This window comes from Gordonia sp. CPCC 205333 (assembly GCF_048537885.1).
In the GTDB taxonomy this organism is placed as follows: domain Bacteria; phylum Actinomycetota; class Actinomycetes; order Mycobacteriales; family Mycobacteriaceae; genus Gordonia.
The window spans coordinates 284,204-300,609 of record NZ_JBCLVI010000002.1 but is presented as its reverse complement, the minus strand read 5'-3'; the positions used below and the strand labels follow the sequence as shown (position 1 = coordinate 300,609).

Sequence of the window (16,406 nt, the reverse complement as noted above, 5' to 3'; positions counted from 1 at the left end):
ATGCGCGTGACCAAAACCTTCGGCATCCTGACCGCGACGGCGACTCTTGGCGCGACGATCACGATAGCCGCGCCGACTGCGAGTGCGGTGACGTCGATGGGATCATGTGCACTGTCGGGTGCGGGTCCCGCGCCGTCGTGCTCCTATCAACTCACTGACGACGACATTGTCGTGCGCTTCCGTTCCGCGACGTCGACCACGTCGACCTTGATCTGCCGGGCCGACGACATCGGGTCGATCCGATTACGTCCGGGCGCATCGGGCACCGTAAGTGCCGACAACTTGTCGAGCGGTTTTCACCGCTACGACGTCGGCTGCTCGACGGTGCGAGGTGGCCGGGGCGGAGTCAGTCGGTCGGACACGATCAGTGTTTACGTGCGATCGGAGCCGATCACCCCGCCGGGTACCGACTCCACCCCGCCGAGCTTCCGGCAAGCGCCACCGCGCACTAGCCCGACGACGTCACCACCTGAGCCGACCACGTCGCCGACGACAACCACTTCGACGCCGCCGGCCACCACTACCTCCAGCCCGACCACCACCACGACCACCACTGTTCGGTGATCAGCGCGGCTGTCGACCGTCGGCTTTCGATACGGTTACTCAATGGATCGTGAGCGCATGGTGGACGTCGGCGTCGCAGTCGTGTCCCGTTTCGGTGCCAAGGCGTTGAGTCTGACGGCGGTCGCGCGGCAGGCAGGGGTGGCCCGCGCCACCGCCTACCGGATGTTCGGTGGCCGCGATGCGCTGGTCGCGGCAATCGTCGAGCGTGAGGTTTCGCTGCTACGCGCCCGTCTTAACGAATGGTCCGATACCCAACCCGATGCTGAGGGGAAGGTGCGTATCCAGGTCATCGAGACGTTGCGCTATATCCGCGAACACGAGGCCCTTCAGTACATCCTCCGCAATGAACCGGAGGAGATAGTCCGCACCTTGGTGTCTACGACGGACTCGCCGGGAACGACGCTGATCCACCTGATTATCAATGCGGCGATCCCCGACCTCACCCCGGAGATCGGCGAACAGCTCTATCCCAATCCGGCGGCGGCAGCCGAGTTCATGGTGCGGACTATCTACTCCTACATGCTGATCCCCGAGGGCACCCTGTCCGACGAGGAGGCCGCCGAACTTGTCGTGCGGGCGATAGTGCGCCAGCGCTAGGCCGCCCGATGCATAGACCTGCGGCCCGGCTCCCGACACTGACGATAGGGTAGGCGCATGGCTTCAGACACGGTGGCGTCGAACAGTATCTACGTTGCCTCTTCGGAGGCGGAGACCGGAAAATCGACCATCGCTCTTGGACTTTTGTCGATCCTATCGGCCACCGGAGGGCGGATCGGAGTCTTCCGGCCGATTTCGCGGGCGGTATCCAAAGGTGAACGTGACTACATCCTCGAGTTGTTGCTCGCGCATGATTCGGTCGACCTCAGCTACGACGAATGTATCGGCGTGACCTATGAGCAAGTGAACGACGACGCGGAAGGCGCGATCGGCGAGATCGTTGCGCGATTCCACGCGGTTCAGGCCCAATGCGACACTGTTCTTGTCGTCGGGTCGGACTACACCGATGTCGGCAACCCGTCGGAGCTGGGGTTCAACGCGCGCATCGCCGCCAACCTGTCGAGCCCAATTGTGTTGGCACTCAACGCCTCTGGCCGGACGCCGGAAGAGGTCGTTGGCTCAGCCGAACATGCGCTGCATGAAGTGTCGGCCGCTCACGCGACAGCCGTCGCGGTTGTCGCCAACCGCTGCGAACCGGACCGGCTCGCCGATATCACCAAGGCGCTCAAGGCAATTCCGGTCGCGTCATGGGCGTTGCCCGAAGTGCCGATTCTCAGCGCGCCGACGATGGGTGAGTTATCCGAAGCGCTCGGTGGATATCTCTACAGCGGCGATGCCGACCTACTGGACCGCGAGGCGCTGAATGTGATGGTCGGCGGCATGACTGTCGAGCACATTCTGGAGCGGCTCGTCGACGGCACCGCGGTGATCACCCCGGCTGACCGCTCCGACGTGCTGCTGGCGCTCGTCAATGCCAATGCGGCACAAGGGTTTCCCCGGCTGGCGGGTATCATCCTCAACGGTGGCCTCAAACCGCATCCGATGATTCAGGCACTGGTGAACGGACTCAATCCGACGCTGCCGATCATTTCCTGCGAGCAGGGGACATACGACACAGCACGTATCGCGGCACATACGCGCGGTCGCGTCGCCTATCAGTCCGCGCGCAAGATCGAGGCCGCGCTGGCGCTGATGGAAGAGCATATTGACGTTGACCAGGTGCTCACCGAGGTCAACCTCGACATTCCTGCTGTCGTAACTCCACAAATGTTCGAATACCAGTTGGTGGCCCGCGCCAAGGCCGACCGGCGGCATATCGTCCTGCCTGAAGGCGAGGAGGATCGCATCCTGCGGGCCACCGGTCATCTACTGCGACGCGGCGTTGCGCGGCTAACGCTGCTCGGTGATGTCGACGTTGTCGCGAAGAAAGCCGAAGCGCTCGATATCGATCTGACCGATGTCGATGTCATTGATCCGCTAACCAGCGAACTCACCGAACAATTCGCCGAAATCTACGTCGAATTGCGCAAACATAAGAATGTCGCGCTCGACCGAGCCCGCGACGTCATGCGCGACGTTTCCTACTTCGGGACCATGATGGTGCACCTCGGGATGGCCGACGGCATGGTTTCTGGTGCGGTGCACACCACCGCGCACACCATCCGGCCCTCTTTCGAAATCATCAAGACCAAACCCGGTGTGGCCACGGTGTCGTCGGTCTTCTTCATGTGCCTCGCCGACGAAGTGCTCACCTACGGCGACTGTGCCGTGGTTCCCGACCCAACCGACACCCAACTCGCCGATATCGCGATCTCGTCGGCCGAGACGGCGGCGGCATTCGGTATTGATCCCCGGGTGGCCATGCTTTCGTATTCGACCGGCGAATCGGGGGCGGGTGCCGACGTTGACAAGGTGCGCGCGGCCACCGAGATGGTGCGTCAGCGATCCCCGGAGTTGTTGGTAGAGGGGCCGATTCAGTACGACGCCGCGATCGAACCGTCGGTGGCGGCAACCAAGATGCCGGACTCTCCGGTTGCGGGCAAGGCGACCGTGCTGATCTTCCCCGACCTCAACACCGGAAACAACACCTATAAGGCCGTGCAGCGTAGTGCCGGTGCGATCGCCATTGGCCCGGTTCTCCAAGGTCTTAACAAGCCGATAAACGATCTGTCGCGCGGCGCGCTGGTCGCCGATATCGTCAATACCGTTGCGATCACCGCGATTCAGGCACAGAACTTGGTGAATAGCGATGGAGGACAAGGCAAGTGAGCAATCCGACTTCTGATCAACCGGTACTTGTCGTCAATGCCGGTTCGTCGTCGTTGAAATATCAAGTGGTGCACCCACTTTCGGGCGATGTCGTAGCCGAGGGGCTGGCCGAGCGAATTGGTGAGAAACAGTCGGCCATCTCCCATACTCAGAATGGTCATACCGATTCGGATGAGTTGCCGTTGGCCGACCACGGAGCCGCTATCGCGCGTGCCCTGGACTTCTTCGCCGCCAATGGCAGCGATATCGCGAATGCGGATCTGTGCGCCGTCGGCCATCGGGTGGTTCACGGCGGACGGAGCTTCTATCGCCCCACGCTGATCACCCCCGAGGTGGTCGCTGAGATCGAACGAATCTCGCCCCTTGCGCCACTGCACAATCCAGCGAATCTGATCGGCATTCGCGCAGCGCAAGAGTTGCTGCCAGACGTTCCGTCCGTCGCGATCTTCGATACGGCGTTCTTCCACGGGTTGCCCGATGCCGCAGCTACCTACGCCATCGACCGCGATGTCGCTGCGGCACATGCCATTCGGCGATACGGATTTCATGGAACCAGCCACGAGTACGTATCGAAGGCTGCTGCGGAATTCTTGGGCCGCTCGTACGGCGACACCAATCAGATCGTTCTCCACTTGGGCAACGGGGCGTCGGCGTCGGCGATTGACGGGGGAAATCCCATCGACACTTCGATGGGAATGACGCCGCTGGAGGGTTTGGTCATGGGGACTCGCTCCGGTGACCTCGACCCGGGGTTGATCTTGCATCTGAACCGGGTCGCCGGGCTTGGTGTCGACGAGATCGACATGCTGCTCAACAAACAGTCGGGGCTCAAGGGATTGGCTGGGGAGAACGACTTTCGTACCCTTACCGCGAGTATCGAGCAGGGGGATGCGAATGCGCGGGCAGCCTACGACGTGTACATCCACCGACTGCGCCGCTACATCGGGGCGTACATGATCGAGCTGGGCAGGGTGGATGTCATCTCGTTCACCGCCGGCGTCGGAGAGAACGCGGCGTCGGTCCGGGCGGACAGTCTGGCGAAGCTGGACAACTACGGGATCGTCATCGATACCGAGCGAAATGCTGTGCGCAGCAAAGAACCTCGGCGAATCTCCACCGATGGTTCACCGGTAACGGTGCTGGTTGTGCCGACCAACGAGGAACTCGCGATCGCGCGGCAGGCGGCTGCGTTAGTGGGTGCGCTTTAGTGGTTGCGGGGCTCGATACACCTCGTCGCTAGCTGTGCTTCCTGTTCGGTGAGGCGTTCGCTCCGTCGATGGTTGAGTGGCAGATCCGAGCTTGCGAGGATCTGGTGTATCGAGACCGGGCGAGATCGAGGCGCACACCCACCACGGGCGGTCGCACACCCCTAGCTGAGCAGTGCGATTGGGTTGGCGTTCATCGCGCCGTGCGCGAGGAGTAGCGGCCACATCAGGCCGTATCGCTGCCACAGTAGGCCAAGGAAAAGGCCGGTGACTCCTTGATTGGCAACGACATTCGCGAGGTCGACGACCACATCACCGGTTCCTTGAATGGCGATGTGCCAGGAGGCCCACAAAATTGAACTGACGATAATCGCGGGCCACACCCCGCCGAGGATCCGCTCCCACCGCGATTGCAGCCATCGTCGATAGAAGAACTCTTCGACCACCGCGTTGAGCACAAATCCCACGATCAGTACCGCGACGACGGTGACCGCATCGGCCCGGACCTCGCTGCCCGGATGGGCCAGCGATAGCGCCAGGTAGATGCTCACCCAACCTAGGGTGGGAACCAGCGCCCACCAGGACCGGCCCCTGGGGTAACTGTCTGTCGCAGCGGAATCGAGAGATGGTGCGGCGCCCAAGAATCGCCTGCTCACCGCGAATAGCGCAGCCGGGGCAACAACCAAGAGCACTACCTTGAGCACGGTGTAGTTCGGCTCGGCCGGACCGAGAAGAGTCAGCAAGATCGTGAAAGCCATGGCGAGACCGAGGAGTGCCGGTGCCTCTACCCGAATACGCCGATCGGGAGCGGCAGGCACAGGCGGTTCGGCGACCGGCGTGAATTGGATGAGCGCGATGCCCACGATCGCCGCAAGCAACGGATGCCACATGGGGACCGTGGCGAGGCTGTCAGCCGTAAATCGGAGCTGCCCGTCGCTGGCGAGGGTCACAATCAGCAACGCCCCCGCGTAGACGCAGACGCCGACCGCGATTACGGCGGTTCCCGCAACGGACCGGTTGCGGTCAGGCTGTCGACCTGGACAGGGATCAGCGGGTGCCTCGGCCACGAGACCAAATCTAGCAGTGGGCAACCGGGTGGATGCCGCGCCTAGAACAAGGTCTCCGGCCGCACATAGTTGGCCAGATCCACCAACATGAACCGGTGAGCCCGATTGCCGCGAGTCTGATGCGCCAGCCGACGCAGCGTTTGTTCGGTCGCGACCCGTAGTCCCGCTTCGGTGAACGGATAGCCGAGGAAGTCGGGCAGAGGTTCGGCTGGCGGGTGGGCCACGACCCAGCCGAGGGCAGTGCCGAGCACGATCAGGGTGAGCCGCGCCTTGTAGAGTTCGGCGTCGGGCATCTCCTCCAGTCGCTGAGCGGCCTTCGAAAGGTGTTCGTAGGTGACATCTTCCGACGGCCGACCGTGGACGAGTACGAGGATCGCGGTGGCCCGCGCGGTGCTGTAATGCCGACTCGTCGCGGGAACGTCGTCGAGCGGAGCGATGGCTTCTTCTATATTGCCCGCGGCTAATTCCAACCGCGCCCACCCGAATGCGGCGGTCACGATGCCATGATCGGTGAACCATAGGTCGTGGTAGTGGTGCCCGGCGGTGCTATACCAATCCTTGGCTTTAGCTGCGGCAGAAGGTGACCGGGTGCCTTTTGCCGAGATGATCCAGCGACCGATCAACTCCGCGGTGCCCGCGACGGCGAGTTTCGGGCCGATCTCGCCAGGCATGGCTTCAAGCACTTCGTTGAATCGTTCGAAGGCTAGTTCGGGCTCGTCGTTATATAGGGCGCAGATGCCGAGATACCAATCGATACGCCAGTTTTCGCCGTAGTAGAGCGCGATGGACGACAGCAGGTCCAACGCTGTGTCGACATCACCTAGTTCCAGGAGTGCGCGCACTTCGACGAGTTCGAGTTCGATCGACGGATGACCGTCGTTGGCATCGAGCAGTTGCGGAAAACCGTTGGCGCGCGCGGCGCGGATCGAATCGAGGATCTGTCGGGGATCGCTCAACGCCGCCGACGTCAACAGGGGAGCCGCCGGATCGTTGGGGTCGACGAGCGGAACCGGTAGGGCCCGGGCAATGTCGGCCGGGTCGTAGAAGGCGGTTTGATCCGGGTCGAAGAAGGCCTCGATCGGGGCCAGCAGTAGATCAGCTCCGAAGGTCGACCGCGGCGGGGTGAACACCGTGGACAGTGCAGGCCGCGGCACACCGGTATGTACTGCGACCGTCTCCCGCAGCACATTGAGGACCTGCGTGGTCATTTCCTCTGCGTTGGCGAACCGGTCGGCCGGGTCGGGCGCGGTCGCCCGCTGCAACAACAGATGGAAGGACGGATTGTTCTCGAACTCGGGAACATCGGCGACATCTGGCAGACCGGCGACATACTGCCCGCCGCGCATTGGCATCGGAATGGTCAGCACGGCAAGGGTTCTGCCGAGACTGTAGATGTCGGTGGCTATCTGCGGCCCGGTTTTCGCGATCTCCGGTGCCTGAAACCCGGGGGTGCCGTATAGATGTCCGAAGCCATTGATCGGCGAAACCGCGCCCATATCAATGAGTTTCACCTCATCGCTACTGACCATGATGTTGTCGGGCTTCACATCGTTGTAGACCAACCCGACCGAATGCAGGTATCCGATGGCGGGTAGGACTTCGAGCAGATACGCCATCGCCTGCTCCACCGAGAGAAGTTTGGTCGATTCCTTCGGAGCGTCGGATTCGGGGGAGGTCAGCTGTTTGAGGGTCTGGCCGCCGATGTACTCCATCACGATGTAGCCGAACCGATTTCCCTCCTCGGTCGTGTGCTCGACAAAGTTGTAGATCTTCACGATCGCGGGATGATTGACCGACGCCAGGAACTGCCGTTCTGCCACCGCGACCGCCTGCGCTTCCGAATCAGACGAATTCAGAAGGCCTTTGAGTACCACCGGGCGATCAGAGACATTGTGATCGGTTGCCAGGTAGATCCAACCCATGCCGCCGTGCGCGATCGCACCCTGGATCTCATATTGATCGGCTACCAGAGTTCCCTTGGCCAGTCCGGGCACAAATGAGTACCGCGCCCCACAGTGAGGGCAGTCGCCGCTGAGAGGGCCGGTGCCGGGCCCGGATTCGCGCCCGACCGGCTCACCGCATTTCCAGCAATTGCGTTTACGTTCGACGATTACCGGGTCATCGATGACGGCATCGGCCGGATCGGTGTCGGAAATCCGTGGCAGCTCAACGAGATTACTGCCCAGCCGGCGGTCATGTACGCGCGACCGCCTAGATGGAATCAGGCGACGGGTGCCACCGGAACTGAATGAATCGCGGCGGGGCGCGGAGTCGCCGACTGGCGCGGTCGGCGCCGAGCCGCCCGACGTTGGGCCGGAGTCCGCGAATGGATCGAATGGGACCGCTTGGGTGCCCGCGGATTCGGCGGTGTGCACCACATCGTCATCGTCCGCGAAGGGATCGAATCGTACTGCCTGAGTGCCGATTTCGGGATCGTCGGCGTCGGGTACGGTCCCGTCGGAGGATTCTGAGGTCATGGCGATCAGTCCCGGTATACCGGTTGAGGTGCGATGTATTGCGGGCCGAGCACGGAGAGCCATTCGTTGTAGATCTGTAGCCACCGTCCATTGGCAGCTATCGACGCGAGGACCGCGTTGACGAAGCGAACCATGTCGTCTTGCCCGCGCGGAATGCCGACACCGTAGTACTCGGTGCCAAGGCCGGGGCCGACGACCTTGAGCCACGGGTCTTGTATCGCCAGGCCGGCCAGGATCGCGTCGTCGGTGGATACTGCGGCCACCTCGCCTTGTTGGAGCAACACGAGGCAATCGGCCCAGGTGGTAGTTTCGACCATCTTGACGCTGGGCACTATCGACTGCAGTCGACCGATCGACGTCACCCCGCGTGCGGCGCAGACCCGTTGGCCCGCAAGTCCTTCGGCACCTTCGATCGATGAATCACGCAATGCGAGAATTCGCTGCGAGGCAACATAGTAAGGCGCGGAAAAGCTCACGTCCTGCATGCGGTCGCAGGTAATGCTCATCGTCTTGACCACCACGTCGACGCTGTTGCTGCGCAGCGCTTCGATGCGGTCGGCCGAGCTGAGTACGCGGTATTCCACCCGGTCGGGGGTGTTGAAGATGGCGCGGGAGATTTCGCGCGCGATATCGACGTCGAATCCTTTGATGTCACCTGACAGGGGGTCGCGGAAACTGAAGGGATTGCTTCCGATATCGAGTCCGACGATCAGTCGCCCACGACCGTGAATCGCCGCCATCGTGGTTCTTGGTGCCATCTTTCCCGGTTCAGGTAACTCGGTGGGCCGCAGGGTCAGGGACGGGTTGCAGGATTCGTTCGGTGATGGTTCACGCGACACATTGGTCTCGACATCAGCGGGTGTCGGCGGCGTCGCGGTCGCTGTGGGCGGAAGGCTTTGCGGTGCGGCGAATTTGACGCAGCCAGCGAGAGTCACGATGAGCACGCCGAGTAGTGCGATCTGCGTTAGCCGCCGCCGGGCCGAGGTAGATCTGTTGTGCGCCATCACATGTACTCCCGCACTCGTGGGGCAAGGCCGATCGGAATGGCGACTGCGGCGATGATCCCGAGAGTCCAGATGCCGTTGCCGGAGAAGCCCATCACCCGTTGCGCTGTGTTGATGTCATCCCGAAATACGGTGCGCGCGCTGGTAATCGCCTCGACGAGGGCCATGTCCAGTTCGCTGTAGAACCGCGCAGCGGAGTTGGCGGTGTCGCCGACGAGAAGTGAGCGCGCTCCGCGGAAGTCTCCGCCCGCCACTAACCGGTTGATCTCCGAGTTCGCCTGGTCCCAGCCGTTATGCGCGTTGATCGCGCGCTGGATCAGCTCATCGGACACCGACGTCGCGGCCCCGTTCTGCCGTTCGTCTTTCAGTGCGGTGAGTGTGCGGGCGATCGAGTCGCTGGCCTTTCGATAGGTTTCCTCCAGCGAGTCTTGGTCGCGCCGCACCAGCGACAGAGTCTGCGCGGAGCGCGCCTGCTGCGTTTCGATACGTGCCTGAGTCAGCTCGCGCAATGGATCGGCGCCATTGTTCTTGGCGTCGTTGGTCGCGGCAACCGACATCAGTCCGGCGACGAGTAACCAGGTGAGTCCGACGACTATCGCGATCGTCGCGATGAGAATGCCGATATTGAAGCGGCGGCGAGTATGTCGGCTGAGGTAGCGGGCGGCGAAGATCAGTGCGATCAGTACCAGGGCGAGTACCGCGTAAACCGCCCACGGAGGTTGGGTCAACGACCGTTGCGGGTCTGCGATGGCTGCCGAGCGCCGCTCGTAGAGTCGTTGGGCCGCAGGCAGAATCGTGTCCTGCATCAGCGACGACGCCTCGCCCAGATAGGCCGAACCAACCGGATTGCCCAGACGATTATTGGTTCGAGCGGTCTCGATAATTCCGGTGTAGACAGGAACGTTGGTGGCTAGTACGGCAAGGTCGGTGTGTACCGGATCGACGGGAATGTCGTCATTCCCCGTCGGGGTGACGCCCGTGGAATTGCTCGCGGCAATGATTAACGCGTTCGATGCGGTCGCTATCGCATCCGAGTAGCGCTTGCGCAGAGTAGGTGGTTCCAGACCGCCTGAGATGAACGCCGCGTTGGCGGCCGCGTCAGCGATCGACAACGAACTGTAGAGCACCTGCGAGGACTCCGAAAGCGGCTCGGTGTGATTGACAGTGTCTTGCAGGATCTGCGTGCGGCTGTTCAGTGTCAGCGACGCGTACCAGCCGGCAAGAAAACACGCGGCGGCCAGGATGAGGGCCATCGCGATGAGCTTCCCGATGCTCGATGAGACCAAATGGCGTGCCGACATCAGCGGTGACTGGGCGCGCACGCGCGCGGCGGCCATTAATTCGCGGCGGTCGGACAGCGCACGTCGTAACTGTGGGCTCGGCGGACGTCCGCCCGCCCGCTCGGTGCTAAGACTGTGGGCGCTGCTGAGAGGTTTGGGCGTACGAGAGCGCTCGCCGCGTGTTTTGCCGCTGCGTTTCCCGTCCGGCGATACTTGTGCGCGGCCCAACCGGGACCGCACAGAAGATGCGTCGCCGGTCACCAGCTGGTCCTCACTTTCGCAATCCGAGCGCGTAACTCGGCTATCACTACCGTCTCACCACACAACCCTAGTACCGGATGCGGTGGCTACGCGGGACGAACTCGCCTAGGTTTGGGAGTGCCCGTTGTGGGCGAGCTACGACGGCATCGGGTGATGTTGTCAGGGATTCTGGAGGCACTGTGCGCGGAGACGGTGACGGCTGGGTATTCGACGCGGACGGGACGCGCTACTGGGGACGCCACGGCGCGGCCGGATTGTTGTTACGAGCGCCACTGGCCGACGGCGAAATGGCGATCCTGCTCCAGCACCGAGCCGTCTGGTCGCACCAGGGCGGTACCTGGGGACTACCCGGCGGCGCGCGAGACTCGCACGAGTCGGCGGTCGACACCGCGGTGCGGGAGGCTGACGAGGAAGCCGGTATCGGCGGCAACGACCTGCGGGTGCGTGCCGCACTGGTAACCCATTCCACTCCCAGTGGGTGGACATATACGACCGTCATCGCCGACGTGGACGAGCCGCTGGCAACGACCGCGAACGGTGAGTCAGCCGAACTTCGTTGGGTGGCGGAGTCCGACGTCGACGCGCTACCCCTGCACCCTGGGTTCGGTGGCAGTTGGGCGACCCTGCGCGAGCGTCTTGCGGAGTTGGCACTCGACTAAGCCACAGCGATTTTGCCCTAGCTCTCAAAGATCACCGAAGCGGTGACGTCGGATTACGGAGCGGGTGAGTGATTACGGAGCGGGTGAGTACGGTGCGGGTGTCCCCGGTGGCGCCGCTCGGGTATCGCAGACTTTGTATGTCCCGTCGTGGTCTGGCGACGACACAACGAGTGCATCGTCCGGCTTTTCTACGCCGTCCTGGCGAAGTACTACGAGATAGTCCTCGCCGGTCTTCTTCGTTCGAGCTACCTCGAATGTGGGCGACGCGGAATTGCCGACGACGCTGGTTCTAAAATCCGCGAACTGCTTGTCGGTCATCTTTTCCAAGTACCAACTGATGGGCCCGCAACTGGCGGATAGTGCCTTGTTCCGATCTCCGGCGACAACAGCGCTCATGTAGACGGTTGCTGCCTGCCCTGGGTCGGCGTTGACCTGATTTCGGTCGCAACCAGAAGTCGCGATCAACATGACAGTGGCGGCGAGTGCCGTCATAGATGCCCTATATGACTTCCGGTAACAGCCATCCAGTAGACATTTGCTGTTCCCATACATCCCTGCCTCCGTGGGTCGAATCTACTGAATTGGTGAAAACAGATGGTGGACATGTCTCGCCAGAGTGAATTGTTGCATCCCGCGTAGCCCTGGTTTGCCGCGTCAGCTGCGTCGTAGCACATATCGTGACGCGCGCAGGCGCCACTGAAGTTGGCATTTCGTCCCGGCGCGGGAAAGTAATCGGGTGAGTACGAGCAGTAATCATGGCGAGCGTCTTTGGCGCCCGGGCCGTCGTACCTATAGTTAGATGGGATCGGGACGCTGTCGGTATCCCTATTCGCATCTACGTTGTCAGGAAGCCGCTCGACGCGAGTTTCCTGCGTCGGCTCCTGAGGGGTCGTGGTCGCCTGATTGGGGCCTGAACGCGGGGGAATTGAGGTCGGTAACGCAGCTGCTGTGCCCGAAAAAATCGTCGAAACGAAAACTACCAGCAGAACGATGATCCCGCTGCGGGCGAATAGCCAGTTCGCGTGGCTTAACCGAGTGCGCGTTGGTGTACATCTGCTGGTTGTCCGCACGCCGAAAACATATGCGGCCCCAGACATACCAGGCTAGCTAATGCAGTCGAACAGTATACAAAGTGAAATTGCATATCTCAGAGCGGTGCGGCCGGCAGCAATCGATTGGCTCCGGCGATGAGCGCGTTGATACTCGCTTCATCGGAGCTGGCGCCGAATCCGGCTGCCCAACACTGGCGATCATCGTTTTCACACAGCAGGAAGGTGATCACTTGATCGCCGCTGGTGCGTTGATGCAGGCTCACTATCTGAATCGGGGCGCCAATGTCATGAAGCATCGATGTCATCGCACCGATCGGGCCCGATGCCTTGGCATGCAGGGACAATATGCGGTTGTCAATGGAGAGTGTTGCGCGGCAATCGATTTGATCTCTTGCGGCCGGTTCGGTCGCCCACGAACCCAGGCGGATGGCGCCTTCGGGGGCAAAAGTTGAGGTAAATCCGTTCCAGTCCATATTCGCTGCCTCTTGAGCGATACCGCGCGGCAACAGGTGGCCGACGTGCTCGGCGAGTGCGGTCCGCGCGGAACCAGATTGTGGCTGACGTGAACAGGATGACGGAGAAAAGTGAAGAGTACGCATCTCGTGTGATCATTTCGGTCGAAGTTCGAGTGACCGACAGAAGACGTAACGACCCGCAACGGGGGGTCGGTCAGATCAGACCCCGTTGCGGCGGGTTACGAGAAGTCGCTTGTGCACGCGATCAAGGCTAGTTGCGGGTGGCTGATCGGGTCAACTCGGTTTTAGCCGCACATGCTGCGTGGGTCATTATCGCGTGTGGTTCGGCAGCAAGATGTCGACCAACTTGTCCGCGGCAAATCCCACGGCGTCGTCCCAGTCGGAGGTACCGAATACCTGCCGTGGTCCGCTGTAGTGCAGAGCGAGCCCAGACAACAGTGACCAGAGGATGGTGAGGGTCAGTTCGGGTTGTGGCACATCGTGCTTCGTGATGAATTCGGTCATCAACTCGACCAATTGGCTTGTTGCACTTAGCAATTCCTCGATCGTTCGGCCGTCGACGAGTGAGTCCGGCGTGACGAATGAGGCGACGTCGACTTCCCGGCCGAAGACGCCGTACATGTCGCGGTAACTGGTGGCGAATCTGATGAACTGTTCTCTGGGCGGGGCGTCGAGATACGGTTTGAACTCCTCGACGGTGCGCAGGATTTGTTCGGCGTACAGAGCTGCGAACAGGGATTCCTTGGTCGCGAAATAGGTATAGACGGTGCCGGCCGCGATGCCGGCTTCGCGGGCGACTTCGCGGATCTGCAGTGCCTGTAGTCCACGTTCGCGTAGGAGTCTGTCGCCCGCCCGCAGGATCTCCGCACGACGTGCGGACTTGTCGACTTGCCGGGCCATGGCCGAATTGTAGCCGCGATCTGGCATCGGACTCGCAGGTGGCTGTGATCTCGTCTGGTCCGCTCAGTGCGCACTGTTGACAACGTCTAAGGGCTTCTGCCAGAGTGAACTCCGTTCATTGAACGACGTTCAATAGGAGTGTTGGAATGAAAGTGCACCATCTCAACTGCGGGACCATGCGCCCACCGGGGACGGATCCGTTGATCTGTCACGTACTACTCATCGAGACCGGCGAGGGGTTGGTCTTGGTCGACAGTGGATATGGGCACGACGACCGAACCGACCCCGCACGTATCGGCGCCATCAAGCGAGTGATCCGGCCCGACTTGACCCCGCATGAGACAGCGGCAGCGCAAGTAGTCGCGCTTGGTTACGACGTCGCCGATGTCCGGCATGTGGTCGCCACCCATCTCGACGTCGACCACATCGGCGGCGCATCCGATTTTCCCGGTGCCAAGGTGCACACCACGGCGGTCGAAAGTGCCGTGGCATTTTCCTCAGGTCTTCGCTCCCGCATCAGGTACCGCAGCCGGCAACTTGATTCGTTTGCCGACCGCATCGTGACACATACGCCGCGCGGAGATTGGTGGCGAGGATTCACCGACGTCATGCAGCTGACCGAAATCTCCGACGGCATCGCCCTCATCGCGATGCCGGGACACACCCTCGGACACGCGGCGGTCGCCGTCGACGCAGGAGATCACTGGATTCTGCACTGTGGCGACGCGTTCTTCCACTGCGGCACGGTCGACGGCACAACGAAAACCCCGCTGTCCCTTCGACTATTCGAGAAGGCAGTCGCGGAGGATATGCGTGCGGTGCGACGTAATCACCAGACGCTCGCCGAGTTGTATCAGCGCGGCGAGTCGGACCTGCGAATCGTGTGCGCGCATGACCCGGTCATGCTCGCGACGGCACAGCAGGCCGAAGCGAGCGGCCGATGAGCGCCGAATCGAGTTCGCTGTCGCGCCGAGTGGTCGTGCGCGTGATCTGCACCCTTGTGGCCGCCGGGCTAATCACGGCGCTACCGGCCGCTATCGCCCAGGCCGATCCGTTTTACAGCCGGCCGACAGCAGAACTTGGGGAGTCTGGGCCGGGCGATGTTCTAGCGACACGGCAGCTCAGTTATCACCTGAGCGGTATCGCGACGCCGGTCTCGGTAGTCCAGCTCGTCTATCGGAGCATCGACGCACAAGGTCGGCCGTCGGCGAATGTGACGTCGATCCTCAAGCCGCCCGGAACTCCGCGAAGCGGCCAGGCGATCGCCTACAACTCGTTCTATGACTCGCTCAATCCGGCCGACAGCCCGTCGCGCTCGATCGCGGGGGATGTGACGTTCGGCGGATTGATCAATACGGTCGAGACCGCATTCATCACCCCACTGCTGCTGCAGGGTTACCCGGTCATCGTCACCGACACCCAGGGGCAGCGCGCCGACTTCGCGGCCGGACCCGAATACGGAACCAACACCCTGGATGCGATCCGTGCGGCCGGACGCGCGGCGCAGACCGGCCTGACTAGTCGTACCAAGGTCGCTCTGATGGGGTATTCGGGCGGCTCGATAGCGACCAACTGGGCCGCGACCCTGGCGCCCGGGTACGCGCCGGACGTGAATAGCCGGCTCGTCGGCGCGGCCGGTGGTGGTCTGCTGGTCGCGCCGTTCAACAACCTGCGCTATGTCAGCGGAAGTTTGGGCTGGTCGGGTGTCGCCGTCATGGCGATCATCGGCGCGAGCCGTGCGTACGGCGCCGATCTCACGCCGTACCTCAGTGCGCGAGGTCGTGTACTGACGCGGCAGTTGTCGCATGCGTCGATCGCCGATGTCCTCTATCGTCACCCCCTGTTGGCCTGGCGCGACATCGTGAAACCGCGTTACGCCGATCCGGCGAGCGTGAAACCTTTCGTCGAGATCGTCAACAAACTCAACCTGGGGCAGTCGCCTACCCCGACGACGCCACTGCTGCTGGTGCAGTCGACTCGCGGCGAACTGGAAGGCACCGCCGGAACCCTGCCGGGTGTCGGTATGGGCGACGGTGTGATGATCGCGGGCGACGTCCGTTCGTTGGCGCGTCAGTACTGCGCGGACGGCAACCGGCGTGTGCGCTACGAGCAATTGGACTATGCCAGCCATTCGTCCGCCGCGCTGGTCTGGGCGGCACAGGCGCTTCCCTGGATCAACGACCGATTCGTCGGCAAACCGGCCCCCACCAGCTGCGGTCACATTCCGCGGGGGAATTCGCTGCGGCCGGTGCGGGCTCGATGAGGTCACGGGACCAGTACCACCCGACCTCGTAGGCCGTCCTTGGCGACGAGGCGGTGGCCCTCGGCCGCGTCGGCGAGACCGGAAGCATCAAGAATGGCATCGAATTATGTTGTGCCATTGAAAGATTCGATGTACTGACCGCCGAACTCGGTGATCAGTGCCGCGTCCGCCCGGCACGCGAGTCTGGTGACTCGCCAGCCCTTCGCTGTGGCCAGCGGGGCGCCGTAGCCACCGAGCTGCTCCGGCCGTCCCGGTGATCAACGAGGGTCGTTCGCGCGCGGCGCCCAAGATATCGAGAGCCTGCGCCGCGGTAAGGGTGTCCGGGGCAATTGGCGCCGCATCGACGTCACTGATCGCATCGGGTATGACCGTCGCCGAGCTTGCCGGGACGATGACGTATTCGGTGTGCGCTGCGTTACGCTTACTCCACTC

The 16,406-nt window shown here is 62.3% G+C and carries 14 protein-coding genes; 7 read left to right on the top strand and 7 right to left on the bottom strand.

Going from position 1 to position 16,406, the window contains the following annotated elements; genetic code table 11:
* Genes AAFP29_RS06925 through AAFP29_RS06910 form a run of 4 tightly spaced genes read left to right on the top strand, consistent with a single transcriptional unit; the run spans window position 1 to window position 4,538 of the window.
* Window positions 1-564, top strand: coding sequence for a hypothetical protein (locus AAFP29_RS06925; protein WP_419216615.1), 564 nt, complete (start codon window positions 1-3; stop codon window positions 562-564).
* Window positions 565-606: 42 nt separating this feature from the next.
* Window positions 607-1,161: a TetR/AcrR family transcriptional regulator gene (locus AAFP29_RS06920; RefSeq protein ID WP_419216614.1), complete on the top strand. Its 555-nt coding sequence runs from the start codon at window positions 607-609 to the stop codon at window positions 1,159-1,161.
* 57 nt (window positions 1,162-1,218) lie between these two features.
* On the top strand, window positions 1,219-3,330 hold the full coding sequence (gene pta / locus AAFP29_RS06915) for a phosphate acetyltransferase (protein WP_419216613.1): 2,112 nt from the start codon (window positions 1,219-1,221) through the stop codon (window positions 3,328-3,330).
* Window positions 3,327-4,538, top strand: a complete 1,212-nt coding sequence (locus tag AAFP29_RS06910) for an acetate kinase (RefSeq protein WP_419216612.1) — start codon at window positions 3,327-3,329, stop codon at window positions 4,536-4,538. Before pta ends, AAFP29_RS06910 begins: the two co-directional genes overlap by 4 nt.
* Window positions 4,539-4,699: 161 nt before the next feature.
* Here AAFP29_RS06910 and AAFP29_RS06905 read toward each other — a convergent pair whose 3' ends face one another.
* Genes AAFP29_RS06905 through AAFP29_RS06890 form a run of 4 tightly spaced genes read right to left on the bottom strand, consistent with a single transcriptional unit; the run spans window position 4,700 to window position 10,624 of the window.
* The gene (locus AAFP29_RS06905; protein WP_419216611.1) at window positions 4,700-5,602 is read right to left on the bottom strand and encodes a CPBP family intramembrane glutamic endopeptidase; all 903 of its coding nucleotides are present in this window, start codon (window positions 5,600-5,602) and stop codon (window positions 4,700-4,702) included.
* Window positions 5,603-5,643: 41 nt separating this feature from the next.
* The gene (locus tag AAFP29_RS06900; RefSeq protein ID WP_419216610.1) at window positions 5,644-8,079 is read right to left on the bottom strand and encodes a tetratricopeptide repeat protein; all 2,436 of its coding nucleotides are present in this window, start codon (window positions 8,077-8,079) and stop codon (window positions 5,644-5,646) included.
* 5 nt (window positions 8,080-8,084) lie between these two features.
* Entirely contained in the window at window positions 8,085-9,083 is a 999-nt protein-coding gene (locus AAFP29_RS06895; protein WP_419216609.1) for a glutamate ABC transporter substrate-binding protein, read from the bottom strand.
* On the bottom strand, window positions 9,083-10,624 hold the full coding sequence (locus tag AAFP29_RS06890) for a hypothetical protein (protein ID WP_419216608.1): 1,542 nt from the start codon (window positions 10,622-10,624) through the stop codon (window positions 9,083-9,085). The genes AAFP29_RS06895 and AAFP29_RS06890 overlap by 1 nt, the downstream gene beginning before the upstream one ends.
* Before the next feature lie 179 nt (window positions 10,625-10,803).
* Here AAFP29_RS06890 and AAFP29_RS06885 point away from each other — a divergent pair, with 179 nt between their 5' ends.
* Window positions 10,804-11,283: an NUDIX hydrolase gene (locus tag AAFP29_RS06885; RefSeq protein ID WP_419216607.1), complete on the top strand. Its 480-nt coding sequence runs from the start codon at window positions 10,804-10,806 to the stop codon at window positions 11,281-11,283.
* A gap of 72 nt (window positions 11,284-11,355) precedes the next feature.
* On the opposite strand, the gene AAFP29_RS06880 is transcribed toward AAFP29_RS06885, so the two are convergent.
* From AAFP29_RS06880 to AAFP29_RS06870, 3 genes are all read right to left on the bottom strand, one after another.
* Window positions 11,356-11,775 carry a hypothetical protein gene (locus AAFP29_RS06880; RefSeq protein WP_419216606.1) on the bottom strand — a complete coding sequence of 140 codons (420 nt, stop codon included), beginning with the start codon at window positions 11,773-11,775 and terminating at the stop codon, window positions 11,356-11,358.
* Window positions 11,776-12,430: 655 nt separating this feature from the next.
* Window positions 12,431-12,934, bottom strand: coding sequence for a hypothetical protein (locus AAFP29_RS06875; RefSeq protein WP_419216605.1), 504 nt, complete (start codon window positions 12,932-12,934; stop codon window positions 12,431-12,433).
* Window positions 12,935-13,120: 186 nt separating this feature from the next.
* The gene (locus AAFP29_RS06870) at window positions 13,121-13,711 is read right to left on the bottom strand and encodes a TetR/AcrR family transcriptional regulator (protein WP_419216604.1); all 591 of its coding nucleotides are present in this window, start codon (window positions 13,709-13,711) and stop codon (window positions 13,121-13,123) included.
* Between the two features lie 146 nt (window positions 13,712-13,857).
* Between AAFP29_RS06870 and AAFP29_RS06865 the strand changes: the two genes are divergently transcribed.
* Both AAFP29_RS06865 and AAFP29_RS06860 read left to right on the top strand, forming a co-directional pair.
* Window positions 13,858-14,655: an MBL fold metallo-hydrolase gene (locus tag AAFP29_RS06865; protein WP_419216603.1), complete on the top strand. Its 798-nt coding sequence runs from the start codon at window positions 13,858-13,860 to the stop codon at window positions 14,653-14,655.
* Complete coding sequence (locus tag AAFP29_RS06860; protein WP_419216602.1) at window positions 14,652-15,974, top strand: lipase family protein; 1,323 nt, start codon at window positions 14,652-14,654, stop codon at window positions 15,972-15,974. The genes AAFP29_RS06865 and AAFP29_RS06860 overlap by 4 nt, the downstream gene beginning before the upstream one ends.
* The last annotated feature ends 432 nt before the right edge of the window (window positions 15,975-16,406 follow it).

What these genes read in the sequence shown, in the direction of transcription:
- AAFP29_RS06925 (WP_419216615.1), top strand. Translation starts at nt 1, where the DNA reads ATGCGCGTGACCAAAACCTTCGGCATCCTGACCGCGACGGCGACTCTT.
- AAFP29_RS06920 (WP_419216614.1), top strand. Translation starts at nt 607, where the DNA reads ATGGATCGTGAGCGCATGGTGGACGTCGGCGTCGCAGTCGTGTCCCGT.
- pta (WP_419216613.1), top strand. Translation starts at nt 1,219, where the DNA reads ATGGCTTCAGACACGGTGGCGTCGAACAGTATCTACGTTGCCTCTTCG.
- AAFP29_RS06900 (WP_419216610.1), bottom strand. Translation starts at nt 8,079, where the DNA reads ATGACCTCAGAATCCTCCGACGGGACCGTACCCGACGCCGACGATCCC.
- AAFP29_RS06895 (WP_419216609.1), bottom strand. Translation starts at nt 9,083, where the DNA reads ATGGCGCACAACAGATCTACCTCGGCCCGGCGGCGGCTAACGCAGATC.
- AAFP29_RS06880 (WP_419216606.1), bottom strand. Translation starts at nt 11,775, where the DNA reads ATGACGGCACTCGCCGCCACTGTCATGTTGATCGCGACTTCTGGTTGC.
- AAFP29_RS06875 (WP_419216605.1), bottom strand. Translation starts at nt 12,934, where the DNA reads ATGCGTACTCTTCACTTTTCTCCGTCATCCTGTTCACGTCAGCCACAA.
- AAFP29_RS06870 (WP_419216604.1), bottom strand. Translation starts at nt 13,711, where the DNA reads ATGGCCCGGCAAGTCGACAAGTCCGCACGTCGTGCGGAGATCCTGCGG.
- AAFP29_RS06865 (WP_419216603.1), top strand. Translation starts at nt 13,858, where the DNA reads ATGAAAGTGCACCATCTCAACTGCGGGACCATGCGCCCACCGGGGACG.
- AAFP29_RS06860 (WP_419216602.1), top strand. Translation starts at nt 14,652, where the DNA reads ATGAGCGCCGAATCGAGTTCGCTGTCGCGCCGAGTGGTCGTGCGCGTG.